The organism is Streptomyces sp. NPDC020780, from assembly GCF_044334475.1.
GTDB lineage: Bacteria > Actinomycetota > Actinomycetes > Streptomycetales > Streptomycetaceae > Streptomyces.
On sequence record NZ_JBIRTB010000007.1, the window covers coordinates 72,333 to 90,981 of the forward strand.

The 18,649-nt window shown below is 73.4% G+C and carries 13 protein-coding genes; 7 read left to right on the forward strand and 6 right to left on the reverse strand.

The genetic code is table 11. The features are described 5' to 3' along the window. Nucleotides 1-58: 58 nt before the first annotated feature. Nucleotides 59-1,099 carry a DUF3533 domain-containing protein gene (locus ACH4VO_RS14975; protein WP_360986536.1) on the reverse strand — a complete coding sequence of 347 codons (1,041 nt, stop codon included), beginning with the start codon at nucleotides 1,097-1,099 and terminating at the stop codon, nucleotides 59-61. Nucleotides 1,100-1,278: 179 nt separating this feature from the next. Between ACH4VO_RS14975 and ACH4VO_RS14980 the strand changes: the two genes are divergently transcribed. The 3 genes from ACH4VO_RS14980 to ACH4VO_RS14990 all read left to right on the forward strand — a co-directional run bounded on the left by ACH4VO_RS14980 (nucleotide 1,279) and on the right by ACH4VO_RS14990 (nucleotide 6,761). Next, entirely contained in the window at nucleotides 1,279-4,722 is a 3,444-nt protein-coding gene (locus ACH4VO_RS14980; protein ID WP_360986533.1) for a DNA polymerase III subunit alpha, read from the forward strand. Next, nucleotides 4,719-5,717, forward strand: a complete 999-nt coding sequence (locus ACH4VO_RS14985) for a hypothetical protein (RefSeq protein ID WP_360986530.1) — start codon at nucleotides 4,719-4,721, stop codon at nucleotides 5,715-5,717. Before ACH4VO_RS14980 ends, ACH4VO_RS14985 begins: the two co-directional genes overlap by 4 nt. Before the next feature lie 156 nt (nucleotides 5,718-5,873). Continuing rightward, nucleotides 5,874-6,761, forward strand: a complete 888-nt coding sequence (locus tag ACH4VO_RS14990) for an alpha/beta fold hydrolase (protein ID WP_360986527.1) — start codon at nucleotides 5,874-5,876, stop codon at nucleotides 6,759-6,761. A 116-nt stretch (nucleotides 6,762-6,877) separates the two neighbouring features. On the opposite strand, the gene ACH4VO_RS14995 is transcribed toward ACH4VO_RS14990, so the two are convergent. The 3 genes from ACH4VO_RS14995 to ACH4VO_RS15005 all read right to left on the reverse strand — a co-directional run bounded on the left by ACH4VO_RS14995 (nucleotide 6,878) and on the right by ACH4VO_RS15005 (nucleotide 12,496). Beyond that, complete coding sequence (locus ACH4VO_RS14995; RefSeq protein ID WP_360986524.1) at nucleotides 6,878-11,182, reverse strand: trypsin-like peptidase domain-containing protein; 4,305 nt, start codon at nucleotides 11,180-11,182, stop codon at nucleotides 6,878-6,880. Between the two features lie 44 nt (nucleotides 11,183-11,226). After that, entirely contained in the window at nucleotides 11,227-11,589 is a 363-nt protein-coding gene (locus ACH4VO_RS15000) for a CU044_2847 family protein (RefSeq protein WP_360986522.1), read from the reverse strand. A 208-nt stretch (nucleotides 11,590-11,797) separates the two neighbouring features. Then, nucleotides 11,798-12,496 (reverse strand): response regulator, encoded by a 699-nt coding sequence (locus ACH4VO_RS15005; protein WP_360986519.1) that lies wholly within the window; start codon nucleotides 12,494-12,496, stop codon nucleotides 11,798-11,800. Nucleotides 12,497-12,627: 131 nt separating this feature from the next. Here ACH4VO_RS15005 and ACH4VO_RS15010 point away from each other — a divergent pair, with 131 nt between their 5' ends. The 4 genes from ACH4VO_RS15010 to ACH4VO_RS15025 are packed head-to-tail and all read left to right on the forward strand — an operon-like array spanning nucleotide 12,628 to nucleotide 17,148. Then, on the forward strand, nucleotides 12,628-13,611 hold the full coding sequence (locus tag ACH4VO_RS15010; protein WP_360986516.1) for a tripartite tricarboxylate transporter substrate binding protein: 984 nt from the start codon (nucleotides 12,628-12,630) through the stop codon (nucleotides 13,609-13,611). Beyond that, complete coding sequence (locus tag ACH4VO_RS15015) at nucleotides 13,608-14,144, forward strand: tripartite tricarboxylate transporter TctB family protein (protein ID WP_360986513.1); 537 nt, start codon at nucleotides 13,608-13,610, stop codon at nucleotides 14,142-14,144. Before ACH4VO_RS15010 ends, ACH4VO_RS15015 begins: the two co-directional genes overlap by 4 nt. A gap of 3 nt (nucleotides 14,145-14,147) precedes the next feature. Next, nucleotides 14,148-15,635: a tripartite tricarboxylate transporter permease gene (locus ACH4VO_RS15020; RefSeq protein ID WP_360986510.1), complete on the forward strand. Its 1,488-nt coding sequence runs from the start codon at nucleotides 14,148-14,150 to the stop codon at nucleotides 15,633-15,635. 34 nt (nucleotides 15,636-15,669) lie between these two features. After that, nucleotides 15,670-17,148 carry a trifunctional class I SAM-dependent methyltransferase/NUDIX hydrolase/VOC family protein gene (locus ACH4VO_RS15025; RefSeq protein ID WP_360986507.1) on the forward strand — a complete coding sequence of 493 codons (1,479 nt, stop codon included), beginning with the start codon at nucleotides 15,670-15,672 and terminating at the stop codon, nucleotides 17,146-17,148. 70 nt (nucleotides 17,149-17,218) lie between these two features. On the opposite strand, the gene ACH4VO_RS15030 is transcribed toward ACH4VO_RS15025, so the two are convergent. Both ACH4VO_RS15030 and ACH4VO_RS15035 read right to left on the reverse strand, forming a co-directional pair. Continuing rightward, the gene (locus ACH4VO_RS15030) at nucleotides 17,219-17,722 is read right to left on the reverse strand and encodes a DUF402 domain-containing protein (protein WP_360986504.1); all 504 of its coding nucleotides are present in this window, start codon (nucleotides 17,720-17,722) and stop codon (nucleotides 17,219-17,221) included. Beyond that, entirely contained in the window at nucleotides 17,700-18,623 is a 924-nt protein-coding gene (locus tag ACH4VO_RS15035) for a GNAT family N-acetyltransferase (RefSeq protein WP_360986500.1), read from the reverse strand. The genes ACH4VO_RS15030 and ACH4VO_RS15035 overlap by 23 nt, the downstream gene beginning before the upstream one ends. Nucleotides 18,624-18,649 lie beyond the last annotated feature (26 nt).

An 18,649-nucleotide genomic window follows, 5' to 3' on the forward strand; every position in this document is an offset into this window, starting at 1 on the left:
GGGGCGCAGGGGCCGCGCGCCGGCGGACGGGGGCCGCCGGGCTCCCGGGCGCCGGGCCTCAGACGACGGTCGAGCCGCCCGGTGCCGTCGTCTCCCGGGCTGCTTCGGGGCTCCGGCGGCGCATCGCCAGGAGCAGGGTCAGGGCGGTGCCGACGACCGCCCAGGCGGAGAGCACCAGCAGGGGGCCGGTGACCGCGTTGCCGTGGAAGTAGGCGATCGAGCGGGCGACCCAGGTGCCCGCGCCGGGTGGGAGGGCCGGGCCGATCGCCCGCCAGAAGTCCGGCAGCATCGGCAGCGGGAAGGCGCCGCCCGCGCTCGGGTTGCCCGCGATCACGATCAGCAGGACGGCGAGGCCGATGCCGACGATGCCGGTGAGTGCCTGCAGGGCGAGCGTGATCATGCCGACCGCGAAGACGACCAGGGCGCCCAGCCCGGACAGTCCCCACACACTGCCCGGCAGTGCGCCGAGGATCGGCCCGATGATGACCGCGCCGCCGATCCCGCCCGCGATCGAGTACAGCGCCATGACCCCGGTGCGGATCAGCGCGCGTTCCCGGTTGGCCGGTTTGGCGCCCGCGCTGATCGCCAGGATCGAGGCGCAGAGGTAGCCGCCCACGCACCAGCCCACGACCAGGTAGAACGACGAGAGCCCGTCGAAGTCGTCCGGTGAGGCGGGGGCGACGTCCACCGCTCGCACCGTGCGCCGCTGGGATGCCTCCGCCTCCTTGATGATCTTGACCAGGGTGGTGGCCAGGACCGTGCCGCCGCCGGAGGCGACGAGCACGGTGTCCTCGGTGCCGGTGGGGCTGACGATCAGGGCGCCGTCGAGGTCCCGGTTCTCGATCTGCCTGCGGGCCTCGGCCGCGTCGGTGACCGTACGCGGGGCCAGAGGGTCGCCGGGCAGGCCGTCCAGCCGGGTGACGAGCTGCCCGGACACCTGCTGCGGGGCGACGACCCCGAAGGGGACGTCCGTCGGGTCGGGCCGGTGCAGTGCGCCGACGTAGGACGCGATGAACAGCAGTTGCAGCGCGAGCACGCCGATGACGAGCAGGGCGGCCCGTGCGGTGACGGCGTTCTTCACCTCATCAGCGAAAGTCATGCGTCCACAGTCCGGGCAGCCCGGCGTCCGCGCAGGCGGGCCGGGCCGAATGGCGGATCCGGGACCCCTGCTGGGAGCGGGTGAGGTGACCGCGCTCCGGTTATCGTACGAACGTTCGAAACTTGGTCTATGGTGGAGAGCGAGGGGGTGGTGAGAACAGATCGGTCCAGGAGGTGCGGGTGTCAGGCTTCACGCATCTGCACACCGTTTCGGGTTTCTCCCTGCGGTACGGGGCCTCGCACCCGGAGCGGCTGGCGGCGCGTGCCGCGGAGCGGGGGATGGACGCGCTCGCGCTGACCGACCGCGACAGCCTCGCGGGCACGGTCCGCTTCGCCAGGGCCTGTGAGAAGGCCGGCGTCCGGCCGCTCTTCGGGGTGGACCTCGCGGTGGCGCCTCCCGTCGGGGCGGATGGGCGTACCCACCGTGCGCGCACCCCCGTGCGCGGCGGCGCCTTCGTCGACGAATCCGCGCCCCGGGTCACCTTCCTCGCCAGGGACGGCGCCCGCGGCTGGGCCGAGCTGTGCCGCCTGGTCACCGCCGCCCACGCCCGGGCGGCGGATTGCGGGCAGCCCCTGCTCGACCGGTCGGCCCTGCCCGCCGAAGGGCTGACCGTGCTGCTCGGCCCCGCCTCCGAGGTCGGTGCCGCCCTGGCCGCCGGCCGTCCCGACCGGGCGGCCGCGCTGCTCGCCCCCTGGCGGGAGATCTACGGCGACCACCTGCGCCTCGAAGCCGTCCACCACGGCCGGGAGGGCACCGGCCCCGGATCGCTGCGGCTCGCCGCCCGTACCGTCGGCTTCGCCGCCGAGCAGGGGGTGCGGGCCGTCCTGACCAACGCCGTCCGGTACGCCGACCCGGGGCAGGGGCCCGTCGCCGATGTCCTCGACTCGGCCCGCAGGCTCGTCCCCGTCGACCCGCGCCGCTCCCCCCTCGACAGCGGGGAGCGCTGGCTCAAGGACGCCCGCGCGATGCGGGAGACCGCCGAGCGCGTCACCTCCGCCGCCGGACTCGGCCCGGGCGCGGGGGAGCGGTTGCTCGCGGAGACCCGGCACACCGCCGACGCCTGCCGCGTCGACCCCGCGGACGACCTGGGTCTGGGCAGCGTCCACTTCCCCGAACCCCGCCTCGTCGGCGCGGACCAGCGCACCGCCCAGCGGGTGCTGGCCTCCCGGGCCGCCGCGGGCATGGTGCTGCGCGGGCTCGACCACAGGCGCGAGTACTGGGAACGGATGCACCACGAACTGGACATCATCGCCCACCACGGCTTCGCCTCCTACTTCCTGACGGTCGCTCAGGTTGTCGACGACGTGAAGGGGATGGGCGTCCGGGTCGCCGCGCGCGGATCGGGCGCCGGTTCCCTGGTCAACCACCTCCTGGGGATCGCGCACGCCGACCCGGTCGAACACGGACTGCTGATGGAGCGCTTCCTGTCCACGCGGCGCTTCGTGCTGCCCGACATCGACATCGACGTCGAGTCGGCCCGCCGCCTGGACGTCTACCGCGCGATCATCGGACGCTTCGGCGCCGAGCGGGTCGCGACCGTCTCCATGCCCGAGACCTACCGGGTGCGCCATGCCATCCGGGATGTCGGGGCCGCGCTCTCCATGGACCCGGCGGAGATCGACCGGCTGGCCAAGGCCTTCCCGCACATCCGGGCCAGGGACGCCCGCGCCGCGATGGAGGAGCTGCCCGAACTGCGGGCCGTGGCCGCCCGGAAGGAGCGGTACGGCCGGCTCTGGGAGCTGGTCGAGGGGCTGGACGCGCTGCCCCGCGGCATCGCCATGCACCCGTGCGGAGTGCTGCTCTCGGACGACTCGCTGCTGCGGCGTACGCCGGTCGTGCCCACCAGCGGCGAGGGCTTCCCGATGGCGCAGTTCGACAAGGACGACGTGGAGCACCTCGGACTGCTCAAGCTCGACGTGCTCGGCGTACGGATGCAGTCGGCGATGGCGCACGCGGTCACCGAGGTGAAGCGGGCGTCGGGCGAGGAGGTCGACCTGGACGCGGTGCCGCCCGGTGACCCGGAGACGTACCGGCTGATCAGCAGTGCCGAGACGCTGGGCTGCTTCCAGATCGAGTCGCCCGGCCAGCGCGACCTGGTCGGCAGGCTCCAGCCCTCCACCTTCCACGACCTGGTGGTCGACATCTCCCTGTTCCGCCCCGGTCCCGTCGCCGCCGACATGGTGCGGCCGTTCATCGAGGCCAGGCACGGCCGCGCCCCCGTCCGCTACCCGCACCCCGACCTCGAGGAAGCACTGCGCGGCACCTACGGCGTCGTCGTCTTCCACGAACAGATCATCGAGATGGTGGACATCATGACCGGCTGCGGCCGGGGGGAGGCCGACCGGGTGCGGCGCGGGCTCTCCGACCCCGAGTCGCAGGGCCGGATCAGGACGTGGTTCGCGGCCCGGGCGGCGGAGCGGAAGTACGACGCCGAGGTGATCGCCCGGACCTGGGAGATCATCGAGGCGTTCGGCAGCTACGGCTTCTGCAAGGCGCACGCGGTCGCCTTCGCCGTACCGACCTACCAGTCGGCGTGGCTCAAGGCGCACCACCCGGCGGCCTTCTACGCCGGGCTGCTCACGCACGACCCCGGGATGTACCCGAAGCGGCTGCTGCTCGCGGACGCGCGACGGCGCGGGGTGCCGGTACTGCCGCTGGACGTGAACCGGTCCGCGGCGGTCCACCGAATCGAACTGGTGTCTGGTGACAGTGGGGAGAAATGGGGATTGCGGCTGGCTCTCTCGGACGTCCACGGCATCAGCGAGGCGGAGGTCGCCCGGATCGAGGCCGGACAGCCCTACGCCTCCCTGCTCGACTTCTGGCAGCGGGCCAGGCCCGGGAAGCCGGCCGCCGAACGCCTGGCGCAGGTAGGCGCACTGGACGCCTTCGGCGCCAACCGCCGGGACCTGCTGCTGCACCTGTCCGAACTCCACCGCGCCCGGCGGGGATCCGGGGCCGGGGGAGCCCAGCTCCCGCTCGGCGACGGACACCGGACCGGCGGTCTCGGCCTGCCCGACCTCAACGACGCCGAACGCCTCAGCGCCGAGCTCGGCATCCTCGGCATGGATGTGTCCCGCCACCTGATGGGCGATCACCAGGCCTTCCTGGAGGAGCTCGGAGCGCTCTCCGCCAAGCGGCTCCGCGAGGCCAGGCACGGCGAGACCGTGCTGGTCGCGGGCGCCAAGGTGGCCACCCAGACCCCGCCGATCCGCTCCGGCCGCCGGGTCGTCTTCACCACCCTGGACGACGGTACGGGCCTGGTGGACCTGGCCTTCTTCGAGGACAGCCACGCCGCCTGCGCGCACACCGTCTTCCACTCCTGGCTGCTGCTGGTGCGCGGTGTGGTCCAGCGGCGCGGCCCGCGCAGCATGAGCGTGGTGGGGGCGGCGGCCTGGAACCTGGCGGAGCTGGCCGAGCTGCGGCGCGACGGCGGACTCGACGCGGTCGCGGCGCGGCTGGCGGAGGTGCCCGCCACCGAGGAGGAGACGCAGGAGGAGCCCGGCCGCCGCATCCAGCTGCCCACCGGGTACGAGATGAACCCCTGGGCCGACCTCCGGCCGGCCGGTGAAGGCGCGCCCACCGGACGGAAGTTGTGGCACCGGAGCCAGGGGAGCGCGGGATGAGCGGACAGCCGACGGTCCTGAGCCTGCGGTTCCGCCGGATCGGCGGCGGGCCACCGGACAGCGCCGCTTACGAGGGGCTGCTCGCCCTGCTCGGGGCGTTCACCCCGGTCGTCGAGGCGGCGCCCCCCGACGGGGCGCTGGCCGACATCGGCGGCTCCCTGCGCTACTTCGGGCAGGACGCGGCGGGCCTGGCCTCGGTGATCCGGGTCCGCGCGCTCGCCCTGCACGGGGTGGACTGCGCGATCGGGGCGGCCCCGAACCCCATGCTGGCCAGGATGGCGGCGCGGCAGGCGGCGCCGGGGACGACCTTCGTGGTGCCCGCCGGAGGGGCGGCCGGCTTCCTCGGGAACAAGCCCGCGGCCGCGCTGGACGGCGTCGGGACGGCGACCGCGCGCACCCTGTGCGGTTACGGGCTCGACTCCGTCGGCCGGATCGCCGCCGCGCCGCTCGCCACCCTGCAGCGGATCACCGGGGTACGCACCGGGCGCGAACTGTGGGAGCGGGCGAACGGCATCGACCGTACGCAGGTCGTGCCGAACGCCGCCGCCCGGTCGATCGCAGCCGAACGCTCCTTCCCGCGCGACGAACTGGACCCGGAGCAGCACCGCCGCGCGCTCCTCTCGCTCACCGAGGAACTGGGGGCCAGGCTGCGCGGGGAGGGCCAGGTGTGCCGGTCGCTCGCGGTCTCCGTGCGGTACGCCGACCGGACCGGCTACTCGACGCTGACCCGTAGCCGTACGCTCGGTGAGCCCACCGCCCACTCGGCCGACCTCACCGCACTGGCGTACCGGATCCAGGACTCGTTCGGGCTGCAGCGGGCGCGGGTGCGGGGGATGGCACTGCGCGCGGAGGGGCTCCAGGACGCGGAACGGGCCTCGCACCAGCTCACCTTCGACCCGGTGGACGAGCGGGCGCGGCGCATCGAGGCGGTCTCCGACGAACTGCGCGCGAGGTTCGGCCCGCACGCCGTGAAGCCAGGGCGGCTCGCCGCCTGACCTGGCGGCTCCGCGCATTCTTTACCGACGCGTAACTTCCCCTGTCACCTTACTCATGCGTAACTTGGCATGCGCACGAGAAACGTGCTTCCGCTGTGGTCCGGACCGCAGGGCGCCCCACCCGGCAACTCCCTTGAGCCGCAAGGAGATCACCCGATGCTGCCCTGGCCCCGTACCCCGCGCACCCCACGCGCCCGCCGCACGCTCGCCGCACTGCTCCTCACCCTCACCGCGCTCGTCGCCGCCCCCACGGCGACCGCGGCCGCGACGGAGGCCACTGCCCCCTCCCGCGGCTGGAACGACTACTCCTGCAAGCCTTCCGCGGCCCACCCCCGCCCGGTCGTCCTGGTCCACGGCACCTTCGGGAACTCGATCGACAACTGGCTGGTCCTCGCGCCCTACCTCGTCAACCGGGGCTACTGCGTCTTCTCGCTCGACTACGGCCAGCTCCCCGGGGTGCCGCTGTTCAACGGCCTCGGCCCGATCGACAGGTCGGCCGGACAGCTCGACGCGTTCGTCGACCAGGTGCTCGGCGCCACCGGCGCCCCGAAGGCCGACCTCGTCGGCCACTCCCAGGGCGGCATGATGCCCCGCTACTACCTCAAGTTCCTCGGCGGCGCCGACAAGGTGAACGCCCTCGTCGGGATAGCGCCCGACAACCACGGCACCACGCTCCTCGGCCTCACCGGGCTGCTGCCGTACTTCCCCGGCGCCCAGGACCTCCTCACCACGAACACCCCCGGCCTCGCCGACCAGATCGCCGGCTCCGCGTTCCTCACGAAGCTCAACGCGGGCGGCGACACCGTGCCCGGGGTCCGCTACACCGTCATCGCCACCCGGTACGACGAGGTCGTCACCCCCTACCGCACGCAGTACCTCGACGGGCCGAACGTACGCAACGTCCTGCTCCAGAACCTGTGTTCGCTCGACCTCTCCGAGCACGTCGCCATCGGGACCATCGACCGCATCGCCTTCCACGAGGTGGAGAACGCGCTCGACCCGGCGCACGCCACCCCGACGACCTGCGCCTCGGTCGTCGGCTGAGACGGGACGGCCCCGGCGGGCCGTGACGGACGGCCGGGCCCCGGCGACCCGGGACCTGGGCGACCGTCACGGCACCCTCGCCGGACGGACGGACGGAAGCGGCCCGGAACCGCTCGTCAGCCGCACACCTGGGTCCGGCTGCCCGCCGGAGTCAGTTTCTTCTCCGCGTCGCTGAGCCCACGGCCCGCGACCCTGCACACGTGGTCGTTCCACGCCTCGGGCCGCAACGGCAGCAGGCGCGCGTCCGAACCGTCGATGTAGCCCATCCACCCGCCGTCGTCCGACAGGTCCGCCGTCGCGCCGTACCCCGGTGTGAAGTGGAAGCGTTCCTTCCCGCTCCTCGCGTCCCACATCACGAACGCGTTGGTCACGTCCTGCGTGGTCAGCGCGGAGAGCGAGGAGAACGCGCCGAGCCAGTGGGCGCCCTGGTAGGTGATTTTCCTGGCCCACTTCTCGCGGTCCGCGTCCCACAACTGCACGGCGCCGCCGTAGCTGAGTACGGCCAGGGTCCGGCCGGTCCGCTCGAACCCCAGCTGCTTGACGCCGCCCAGCTCCGACGTGGCGGTGGCGACCGTCTCACCCTTGTCGAAGTCCCAGAGGACGATCTTGTCGTCCGTGCGCACCACCGCCTGCGGATGTCCCGGGCGGGCCGTGCCGAAGACGGAGGCGACCGCGGAGGCCACATCGACCGGTGCCTGCACCGGCGGACGGTAGGCCCTTCCCGTCTGCCTCCCGGTGGACACCTCCCAGCGCACGACATAGGACGAGGCCGAGATCACCGCGTGGTCCGCGTCGTTGAACGATATATTCACCCAGGCCGAGGTGAGGCCCGTACGTTCGTCCCGGACCGCCGGGTCGACGCCCGGGGGCCCCGGGAGGTCCAGGCGCCGGACCTCGGAGAGCCCAGGGGCCCCTGACGGGCCGGTCAGGCTCCAGACCAGGACGGCACGCCGGTCCGCAGTGGCTGTCAGCAGGTGCCTGCCGTCCGGGGTGACCGCCGGATAGAGCCGGTCCAGCGGTACCGAAGGCCGTGCCACCCCGAGCTGCCGGCGCGTTCGCAGATCCCACAGCCGCAGCACTCCGCCGTCCGCGTCGATGCTGATGACGCGGCCGTGGTCGGCGTCCACGGTCCTGATCCGGCTCGTGATCATGAGGTGGTCGAACGCGGACGGCCGGGGGATCTTCGCCACGAGCACCGTGCCGCCGACACCGACAGCCGCGCGCATGTTCTCCGGCGGCCCGGTGAGTGTCAGCCCGATCGGTGCCCCCGGCCCGGTCAGCGCCTCGTCCCGCTGCGTGGGGGAGGGCAGGTCCACGGTGGCCGTGTAGCCCCGCTCGAGGTCCAGCACCAGGAACCGGAACCTGCCCAGCCGCGCTCCGAAGCGCTGCACGGGGTTGATCAGGTACCGTCCCGTCCGGTCCAGGCGCGGCACGTACAACGGGCACAACTGCCTGAGCAGGCCCGTGCCGTACCGGTACCTCGGCTTCGGTTCCCCGGCCAACTCCCACGCTTCGAGCACGCCGTCGGGGGTGCACCGCACGAGGGTGTGCCCGTCTCCGCTGACCGTCACGAAACCGGTCTCCTGCGCACCCCAGGGGCCGGTGTCCGGACGGGCGTCGCCGAGGTGCCAGCGGACGAGGCGCCCGGCCGCGGCCCTGCCTCCCTCGGTCCGTCCGACGATGCGGGCCACCACCGTGTCGGCTGGGCCGAACCATGCCTGGTCGACGTCCCAGCCGTCCGGTGCGCGCAGGGTGGGACCCGTGCGCCGCCCGCTCCCGGCCTCCCAGACGAGGACGCCTTCGCGCGGGATCGCGGCCAGTACCCTGCGACCGGCCGGATCGAAACGGAGGTCGGTGGCGGCGCGGGCGTTCTCGCTCGCCACCGTGACTTCGCGCAGGACGACCGAACGCCGCTCGGTGCCCTTCCCCGTGAGGACGCCCAGCGACACCTGCCCCCGGTTGGAGGCGCGAGCCGCGATGCGGCCGTCGGGTGAGGTCGCCACCCGGCGGGTGTTCGACGACTTCAGGAGCTGACGGGCGGCCGGCGACTTCTCACGCAGGTCCAGGCCCAGGATCCGGCCGTCGGCCAGGCCGACGGTGAGCCGCCGGCCGTCCTCGCTCGAGGACAGGCCGGTCACCTCGCCCCTGCCCTCCAGTGCGACCCGTTCGACGTTGCGCAGCCGGAGGTACTGCTCCAGGAGTGCGGTCCTGGCCTCGGGCGTCGGAGACGTCCGGTACGCCGCGGCCGAGAAGAGCGCCGAGGTGGAGAGCGACACGTCGTCGAGCTGCGCCGCACGGGAAGCGAGCTGGGGAGAGGCCGCCCGCCTCAGCTCGTCGTCGAGCTGCCCGTTCCTGTGGTCGAGGAGCAGGGCGACGAGCCCCACGACGGCGAGGAGGAGAGCCAGGAGCGTGATGCCCGCCCTCTTCACCCTGGTGTCGCGTCTCTCCTTCGCCCGGCGGTCGGCACGCCGGCGCAGACTCGCCTCGATGAACCGCCGCGCCTCGGCGGACACGTCCTCCGGCCGGGCCCGCAGCTGCGTCTCGGCCTCGTCCAGGGGCCCGCCCGACAGCAACTGCTCCTCGTCACCGCCGGCTTCACGCCAGCGCTCGATGTCGCGGTGCAGTGCCGTGCGCCAGACCAGGAAGCCCCTGTTCTCCGAGACCTGCCGGCTGAGGACCGGCCAGGCGCCAATCAACGCCTCGTGCGCGAGTTCGATGCTCTGCCCGTGTTCGGCGTCGCCGCCGAGGACCAGGATCCGCTGCTTCGCGAGCGCCCGGGCGATCCGCCACCCCGCTTCGCCCGCCTCGGCCCGGGACAGGGATCTCCTGAGCGGAGCCTCACCGCCCGGCAGCAGGGTGACCAGGGAGGTGAGGAGCCGGAGCGCCTCGCCCCTGTCCGCCTCCGGGACACAGACGGCCCACGCGTTCTCGGCATGACGCCGCAGGGCGCCCTTGACGCCGCCGATCTCCTCGTAGGTGGTGAACCGGAGGCGCCCTGCGGCCTGTTCGGCCCACAGCTGCTCCAGTACGAAGCCGAGGAGCGGCAGGGCACCCGGCTCGGCCGCGGCGTCGTCCAGGATCTGCTGGACGAGCCCGGGGTCGTACGACACCGCCGGAATGGCCTCGACGGGCTTGAGGACCACCGCGGCCAGCTGTTCGCGTGACATGGGGGCCAGCGGGCGGGCGGTGCTGCGGTTCAGCGCCGGACCGAGGACCGGATGGTCCAGCGCCGGCCGGAGGAAGTCGGCCCGCAGCGTGATCAGCACCCGTACGCCCGCGGGGGCCGGGTCGCCCAGGAGCAGTTCGGCCACCTCCGCGGCGGCGTCCTCCCCGGCGGCCAGGAGTTCCTCGGCCTGGTCGAGCACGACCAGGAGGCGGTCCGCCCGCTCCCCGAGGGCCAGGCGCGCTGTGTCCGTCATTCCGTGGTCCCGCAGGGACGTCCCGTAGCGGTCGACGTACGCGGCCCGGTCGGGGTCCGGCAGGTCCGGGTGTGCCGCCCGGACCAGTTCCGCGGCCAGGGCCGCCCGCGGTGACAGCAGGCTGTCCACCGGGCGGAGCACGAGCACCTCGTGACCGCGCTCCCTGAGTCTCGGCGCCACCCCCGCCAGGGCCAGTGAGGACTTTCCGCACCCTGAGGGCCCCACGAGGACGACGCGCGGCTGGTCCGCGGTGAGAAGGGCACAGACGTCGTCGACCTCGTCGTCACGCCCGAAGTACACGGCGGAGTCGGACTCCTGAAAGGCGGCCAGTCCGCGGAAGGGCGAGGGAGGGAGCAGGATGTCCGCCAGGGCGGGTATCTCCGCCACGAGCGTCCGGGTCGGGATCAGGAAGCTCTGCCGTGTGCCCGTCAGCTGCCCGGCCACGACGATGCCCACCACGGCCCGGGCGTCCTCGTCCCAGACCGGGCTCCCGCTGAAGCCCCTCTCGACCGGTACGCCGTGGGTGTCCGCGCCCGACAACTGCACCCAGCTCTCCGCGGTGCCGCCCCGCAGCCGGCCGGCGTGCCAGACCCCGCCGGGGAAACGACCGGTGAAGCCGGCGATGCGCACGCGGTGGCCCCAGACCTCCGCCGGATCGGCCATGCCCAGGGGCGCCGCTCCCGGGATCGCGGCCCGCAACCGCAGGACGGCGACGTCCCCGGTCCGGTCCTCCCGTTCCGGGACCCAGTGCTCCACCTCCGCCACCGACATTCCCGCTCCGGCCAGCGGGAGATCGGCCACGACCGTGGCGCCGGGCGGCGGTAACGCGTCCCGCGGAAGCCCCAGGGCGTCGGAGACGACGTGCGCGCAGGTCAGTATCCGGTTGTCGGAGACGAGGAAGCCGACCCCGCCGACGTCACCGTCCCGTCCGGCGACGCGGACGATCGACGCGGCCAGAGCCGCCTCCGGGCTTCCCGGTCCGCTCTCCCCGCCCTGCGCCACGACGTACCCCCGTCCCCCCCGCGGTCCGTGCCGGACCGTCTCCCTCACGCAGTATCGGCTGCGGGGGCCGGGGCGTCATTCCTGTTCCAGGTCAGACTCACGGAGAAATTGGCCTGTGTCGCGGTGCTGGCGATGACGATGTCCGCCTCGGCCGACAGGGACACACCGAACTCCAGCGTGATCTCGTCCGGAGGGTCGACGAGTCCGCTCAGCCGCCCCACGAAACCGTCCGCGACAGGCCGTATCGAGTCCAGCATCTCGCCCAGCGACCGGGAAGCCCGCGTCACCGTACGGCCGCCCCGGCCGACGCGTACGAGCGACTCGTCCACTTCGCGGATCTGGACCTTCACGACTCCCTCGCCTCCGTCACCCACGGGTACTTCGACGGTGTGGACGTCCGTGCTCATGGCGCGCTCCCTCGCTCCGGCGGCAGGCACCGGCCGCTCGGCCGGCCGTGTGCCGTCGGTGAGCGTAACGAAGCGATCCCGCCTCCGGGCGTGATCGCCTTGTACCGGCCCCGGAGGAAGGTACCGGGAGCCGACGTCACGTGACACGCGTGCGGCGCGCGCCGGGGCGGCGGCGCGTGGACGCGGCGGCCGTACGGCGCCGAGCGGCTCAGGACACCGCGCGGTAGCGGCGCTCCGGCCGGCCCGTCCCGCCGTAGCGCAGCGACACCTCGGCCCGGCCGGTCTCCGCGAAGTACTCCAGGTAGCGGCGCGCGCTGACCCGGGACAGGGCGCCCGCCTCCGCGCACTCGGAGGCCGACAGACCGCCCGGGTGCTCGCGCAGGACCCGCTCCACCAGGTCGGCGGTATGGGCCGCCAGGCCCTTGGGCAGCTCCCGCGAGCCCGGGGGGCGGGTGCCGAAGATGCGGTCCACGTCCTCCTGACGGGCCTCCTGCCTGGCCTCGTCGAGCGCGTCCAGGCGGTGGCGCAGCGAGGCCACGTGGTGCAGCTGCTCCTGGAGCGCGGTGCGGTTGAACGGCTTGATCAGGTAGTGCAGGGCGCCGGCCCGCAGGGCCGCCCTGACCACCCCGGCGTCCCGGGCGGCCGTGATGAAGAGGGCGTCCGCGCTGTGCGTGTCCCCGTCCCGCTCCTCCGCCGCGCGCAGCTCCCGCAGTACGTCGATGCCGTCCATGTCGGGCAGGTAGATGTCGAGCAGCACCAGGTCGGGGCGGAGCCGACGGGCCGCGCGCAGGGCTTCGGCGCCGCTGTGGGCCACCCCGACGACCGTAAACCCGTCCATCGCGGACACATAGCGGCTGTGCAGTTTCGCGACCATGAAATCGTCGTCCACCACCAGCACTTTCGTCACGCCGGTCACCGTAGGCCGCGACCACAAGGACCACAACGTCCATTGGTTCCGGAACGGCGACAGCTGGTTAACGCGCAGGCAACATGTGGGCCACTTCACACACGTTCAGCTCGGCTCGAAAGGCGGCACCGGTGCGACTGCGCACTCCTCTCGCCCTGTTCGGGGCGGCGCTGCTGGTGGTCCTGGGACCGCCGCTGCTCTCCACGGGCAGCGGCTCCGACACCGGCACGCAGATCCCCGGACTGCGCTTCATGGTCCCCAACACACCCGGCGGCGGCTACGACATCACCGCGCGTACCGCCGCGAAGAACGCCGAGGACGCCGGACTCACCCACGGCATCGAGGTGTTCAACCTGCCCGGCGCGGGCGGCACGGTCGGGCTCACCCGGCTGGTGGGCGAACACGGCAACGGCAAGCTCGCCATGTCCATGGGCCTCGGTGTGGTGGGCGCCGTCCACACCAACCAGTCACCCAGGTCCCTCGCCGACACCACCCCGATAGCCCGGCTCACCGAGGAGCAGGACATCGTCGTCGTCGCCAAGGACTCCCCGTACCGGACGATCGGCCAGCTGCTCACCGCCTGGAAGAAGAACCCCGGGAAGATCCCCGTCGGCGGGGGCTCCTCGCCCGGCGGGCCCGACCACCTGGCACCCATGCTGATGGCGAAGGCCGCCGGGATCGCCCCCAAGCAGGTCAACTACATCCCCTTCGACGGCGGCGGCGAACTCCTCGCCTCGATCCTCGGCGACAAGGTCGGCTTCGGCGTCTCCGGAGTCGGCGAGTACCTCGACCAGATCAGAGCGGGCGAGCTGCGCCTCCTCGCCGTCACCGGCCCCGAGCGCGTCCCGGGCCTCGACGCCCCCACCCTCCGCGAGGCCGGCCTCGACACCGACTTCACCAACTGGCGCGGCATCGTCGCCCCGCCCGGCCTCTCCGACGCCGAACGCGACAAGCTCGTCGGGCTCGTGACGCGACTGCACGACTCGAAGGAGTGGCAGGACTCCATGAAGAAGAACGGCTGGGACGACGCCTTCCTCACCGGCGACGCCTTCGGCGGCTTCCTGGACGCCCAGGACCGCCGCGTGGCCACCGTCCTCAAGGAGCTGGGACTGTGACGACCGAGACCGCCGGCCCCCCGCCCCGGCCCACCACCGCGCGCTCCTGGCTGCGCGACCACTCCGAACTCGGCGTCTGCGTCCTCCTGCTCGCCCTGGGGATCCTCGTCCTCACCGACGCCCTCACGATGGACGTCGACCTCACCCAGCGCGGGCCCGTCGGCCCCAGGACCGTCCCGGTCGTCGTGGGAGCCGGTCTCGTCCTCGTGGCCCTGCTGCTCGCCGTGGACGTCCTGCGCGGAGGCCGGGGCGAGGCGGAGGGCGGGGAGGACATCGACCTCGCCGAACCCGCCGACGGGCGGACCGTCGCCCTGCTCACCGGCGTCTTCCTCGCCTTCGCCGTCCTCATCGGGCCGCTCGGCTTCCCCCTCGCCGGCGCCCTGCTCTTCTGGGGCTCCGCCTACGCGCTCGGCAGCCGCCACTACGACCGTGACCCCCTCATCGCGGCCGGCCTCTCCCTGATGACCTACTTCGTCTTCGACCACCTGCTCGGAGTCCCCCTCCCGGGCGGCCCGCTGATGGGGGTGCTCTGACCGATGGATTCCCTCAACTCCCTCATCGACGGCTTCGGTACGGCGCTCACACCGGTCAACCTCCTCTGGGCGGCCCTCGGCGTCCTGCTCGGCACGGCGATCGGTGTGCTCCCCGGCATCGGACCCGCCATGGCCGTCGCCCTCCTGCTCCCCGTGACGTACGGGCTCGAACCGACCGGCGCCTTCATCATGTTCGCCGGGATCTACTACGGCGCCATGTTCGGCGGCTCCACCACCTCGATCCTCCTCAACACCCCCGGGGAGAGCGCCGCCGTCGTCGCCGCGATCGAGGGCAACCCCATGGCGAAGGCCGGCCGCGGTGCCCAGGCGCTCGCCGCCGCGGCCATCGGGCACTTCACCGGCGGCATGATCGGCACGATCCTGCTGGTCGTCCTCGCGCCCACCGTCGCCTCCCTGGCCGTCGACATCGGCGCGCCCGACTACTTCGCCATCATGGTGCTGGCCTTCATCGCCGTCACCTCCGTCCTCGGCTCCTCCCGGATCCGCGGCCTCGCCTCCCTGCTCATCGGCCTGACCATCGGCCTCGTCGGCCTGGACCAGATGACCGGCCAGCAGCGGCTGACCTTCGGCTCGCTCCAACTGGCCGACGGCATCGACGTGGTGATCGTCGCGGTCGGCCTCTTCGCCATCGGCGAGGCCCTCTGGGTCGCCGCGCACCTGCGCCGCTCCACCGGGAAGCCGATCCCCGTCGGCCGCCCCTGGCTCGGCAGGGCCGACGTCCGGCGCACCTGGAAGTCCTGGCTGCGCGGGCCCGTCATCGGCTTCCCGTTCGGCGCGATCCCGGCGGGCGGCGCGGAGATCCCCACCTTCCTCTCGTACGTCACCGAGAAGCGGCTCTCCAAGCACCGCGACCAGTTCGGCAAGGGCGCCATCGAGGGCGTCGCGGGACCGGAGTCGGCGGCCTCCGCCTCCGCCGCCGGGACCCTGGTCTCCATGCTCACCCTCGGTCTGCCCACCACGGCCGTCGCCGCCGTGATGCTGGCCGCCTTCCAGCAGTACGGAATCCAGCCGGGCCCCCTCCTGTTCGAACGCGAACCGGACCTGGTCTGGGGCCTGATCGCCTCCCTCTTCGTCGGCATGGTGCTGCTGCTCGCCCTCAACCTGCCGCTGGCCCCCCTGTGGGCGAAACTGCTGCGGATCCCGCGCCCCTACCTCTACGCGGGCATCCTCTTCTTCGCCGCCGTCGGCGCGTACGCGGTCGGCGGGGAGGCCCTGGACCTGGTGATCCTGCTGGTGATCGGGGTGATCGGCTTCGGGATGCGCAGGTACGGGCTGCCGGTGCTGCCCGCGGTGATCGGCGTCATCCTCGGCCCGGCCGCCGAACAGCAGCTGCGGCGCGCCCTGCAGATCAGCGACGGCAGTGTCACCGGCCTGGTCGACACGCCGTTCTCCGTAACGGTGTACGTGGTCGTCCTGCTGATCCTCCTCTGGCCGCTGGTGAGGAAGCTGATCACCCGGGTCCGGGCCTGACGGATCGCCGGTGGCGGCTGGGAGGATGGTGGCCATGACCACGATCGACTGGGACGCCGCCGCCGACTCCTTCGACGAGGAGCCCGACCACGGGCTCCTCGACCCGGCCGTCCGCAACGCCTGGGCGCGGCGCATGGAGACCTGGCTGCCCGCCGTCCGCTCCGAGGTCCTCGACCTCGGCTGCGGCACGGGCAGCCTCGCGCTGCTGGCCGCCGCCCAGGGGCACGGGGTCACCGCCGTCGACCGCTCGCCCCGCATGGCCGGGCGGGCGCGCGCCAAACTCACCGGAACGGGCGCCGAGGTGCTCGTGGGCGACGCCGGGCGGCCGCCCGTCGGCGGACAGCGGTTCGACGTCGTCCTCGCCCGGCACGTGGTGTGGCTGCTGCCCGACCCCGCGGCCGCGCTGCGCCACTGGTTCGGCCTGCTGCGACCGGGCGGACGGCTGGTCCTGATCGAGGGGGTGTGGGGCGGCGTGGGACTCTCCGCGGCCCGCCTCACCGCCCTGCTCGCCCCGTACACCGAGCGCGTCCACCACGAACCGCTCTCCGGCGACAGCCGGCTCTGGGGCAGGGAGGTCGACGACGAGCGGTACGCCCTGGTCGCCCGCGCCGAACCGGCACGGCGGCACAGGGAGGTCGTCGATGTCCACCTGATCCTGCGTCGCGGCCCCGACGTGCTCCTCGCCCGGCGGGCGGGCACGGGGTACGCGGACGGACTGCTCCACGCCCCCTCCGGCCACGCGGAGGACGGCGAGGACGTCCGGGAGGCGGTCATCCGGGAGACGGCCGAGGAGATCGGCGTCGTCCTGGACCCGGACGAGCTCCGGGTAGCCCTCGTCATGCAGCACCGGGGCCCCGGCGGCAGCCCCCGGACGGGCTGGTTCTTCGAGGCGGAGTACGACCCCGCCCGCCCGCCCCGCAACGCCGAACCGGAGAAGTGCTCCGAGCTCGGCTGGTTCCCGCTGGACGCGCTGCCCGACGACATGGTCGCCTACTGCCGCGCCGGACTCGACGGCTACCGCGCCGAGGAGCGCTTCCTGGTCCACTGGCACGAGGACGGCGACTCCGTCGCGTACGCACCGGACGGGCCGCGGCGGGCCGTCCCGCTGCCGGCGGCCCCGGTCACCACCGGCCGGGTGCACCACATCGAGCTGTGGGCGCCCGGCCTTGCGGAGGCCGAGGCGGAGTGGGGCTGGCTGCTCGGCGAGCTGGGCCATGTCCCGTACCAGCGCTGGGCGCACGGCCGCAGCTGGCGGCGCGGCGGCACCTACGTCGTCGTCGAACAGTCACCGGACCTGGTGCCGGGCACGCACGACCGGCTTCGCCCCGGGCTCAACCACGTGGCGTTCCATGTCCGGGACCGCGCCGCGCTCGACGCGCTGGTGGCCCGCGCCCCCGCCCACGGCTGGCGGCTGCTCTTCCCCGACCGCCATCCGTACGCCGGCGGCAGCGGACACTACGCGGCCTACCTGGAGAACACGGCCGGGTTCGAGGTGGAGCTGGTCGCTCCCTGAACCGCGCCGCTCGGAACCCCCGCACGGTGGGGGCGGCCGGACGCACCGGGGCCGCACGGCCCCGCCGCGGTCACCCGACGAGTGCGGCCAGACCCTCGTTGCGGGCCAGGTGTTCGAGTTGGTCCAGTGCCCGCACGGCGGCCCGGGCCGCCGCCGGGTCCCGGTCCGCGAGGCCGCTCTCCTCGAACTCGTCCTCGTCCAGCCGCAGGACGGCTGAGCCGTCCGCCGCCACCCAGAGGTCGAGGTCCAGGTCCTCGACCAGGAGTTCGTCTCCGCACAGGACGGCGGGCCGGGTGATGTCGCAGTACCAGCCCTTCAGCTCGCCGCCACCCGTGCGGACCTCCTTCACCGCGAACCAGCGGTCACGCCAGTAGTGCTCGGTGAAGACGTCGCCCGGCTCGAACCGCACGAAGCCGAAGTCCCGGACACCGGGGGCCGCCCACGGCGCCCGGACGGTGATGCGGCTGCCGTCGTCGCGGACCGGCTCGGCGGGGTAACGGATCTTCGTACGGCCGGCCTTGACCAGCGCGACCGTCAGCGTGCGTCCCGGCTCAGCGGGCGAAGTGGCGGACATGCCGTACCTCCGTCGCGCGGACGGTGTAGCCGAACCACGCGTTGACGGCCAGCATCGGGCCGTTCCCGGCGTCGTTCCCGGTGTAGGCGTCCGTGTATCCGGCGGCCCGCGCCCGGTGCAGTGAGTGGTTCTTGGCGAGCTTCGCCAGACCGCGGCCGCGGAAGGCCCGGCGGGTGCCGGTCATGGCCGAGGAGTAGCGGGCCGACCCGTCGGTCCGCGCCGCGCTGAACGCCGCGACCTCACCGTCCACCATCACGACCGAGGTGAGCTCCTGATCGAAACCGGGCCGGCGCCAGACCGTGGTCAGCCAGTCCTCGTAGTCGGAGAGCTCGGCCGGGGTGTCGCTCGGCTCGTCGGCCGTCACCTCGGCATCCGCGGCGAACAGGGGGCGAGGGTCGTCCGCGAAGTCGGCCCCGGTGCGCAACTCGGCCCCCGGTGGCGGCTCCTGGAGCGGGGGCAGCGTGCCGTGCGCCAGATCGAGGTGGAGGAAGTGCGCCGGCCGGCTCGCCACGTATCCGCGCTTCTCGGCGAAGGCCCGGTTGGCCGGCTCGTCGAGCACCCAGGTGTGGACGCTCCTCGCGCCGGCACCGGCCAGATACTCCTCGGCCGTACGCACCAGCAGCGAACCGGCCCCGCGCCCCGTCCGGTCCGGGTGGGTGTACGGGTTGCAGAAGCCGAGGCCCGGCTGCGGGCTCTCGTGGGCGAGACCGACCCGGGCCGTCGCGATCACCTCGCCCTCCTCCTCGGCGACCAGCGGCCGGTACCGCATGGCCGGACCGGCGCCGGTCAGGTCGCCGAGGACCTGTTCCACGGACGTCACCATGTACGGCAGCGCGGCGCGCCGCACCCGCACCCAGGCCTCCGCGTCGGCGGGGCGGAAGTCTCGAACGATCACCGTCATGAGGGGGACGGTACGCGGGCGCGCGG

Coding starts and splice junctions, on each gene's coding strand:
- ACH4VO_RS15030 (WP_360986504.1), bottom strand. CDS start 17,722: ATGTCCGCCACTTCGCCCGCTGAGCCGGGACGCACGCTGACGGTCGCG.
- ACH4VO_RS14985 (WP_360986530.1), top strand. CDS start 4,719: ATGAGCGGACAGCCGACGGTCCTGAGCCTGCGGTTCCGCCGGATCGGC.
- ACH4VO_RS14990 (WP_360986527.1), top strand. CDS start 5,874: ATGCTGCCCTGGCCCCGTACCCCGCGCACCCCACGCGCCCGCCGCACG.
- ACH4VO_RS15020 (WP_360986510.1), top strand. CDS start 14,148: ATGGATTCCCTCAACTCCCTCATCGACGGCTTCGGTACGGCGCTCACA.
- ACH4VO_RS14975 (WP_360986536.1), bottom strand. CDS start 1,099: ATGACTTTCGCTGATGAGGTGAAGAACGCCGTCACCGCACGGGCCGCC.
- ACH4VO_RS15025 (WP_360986507.1), top strand. CDS start 15,670: ATGACCACGATCGACTGGGACGCCGCCGCCGACTCCTTCGACGAGGAG.
- ACH4VO_RS15000 (WP_360986522.1), bottom strand. CDS start 11,589: ATGAGCACGGACGTCCACACCGTCGAAGTACCCGTGGGTGACGGAGGC.
- ACH4VO_RS15035 (WP_360986500.1), bottom strand. CDS start 18,623: ATGACGGTGATCGTTCGAGACTTCCGCCCCGCCGACGCGGAGGCCTGG.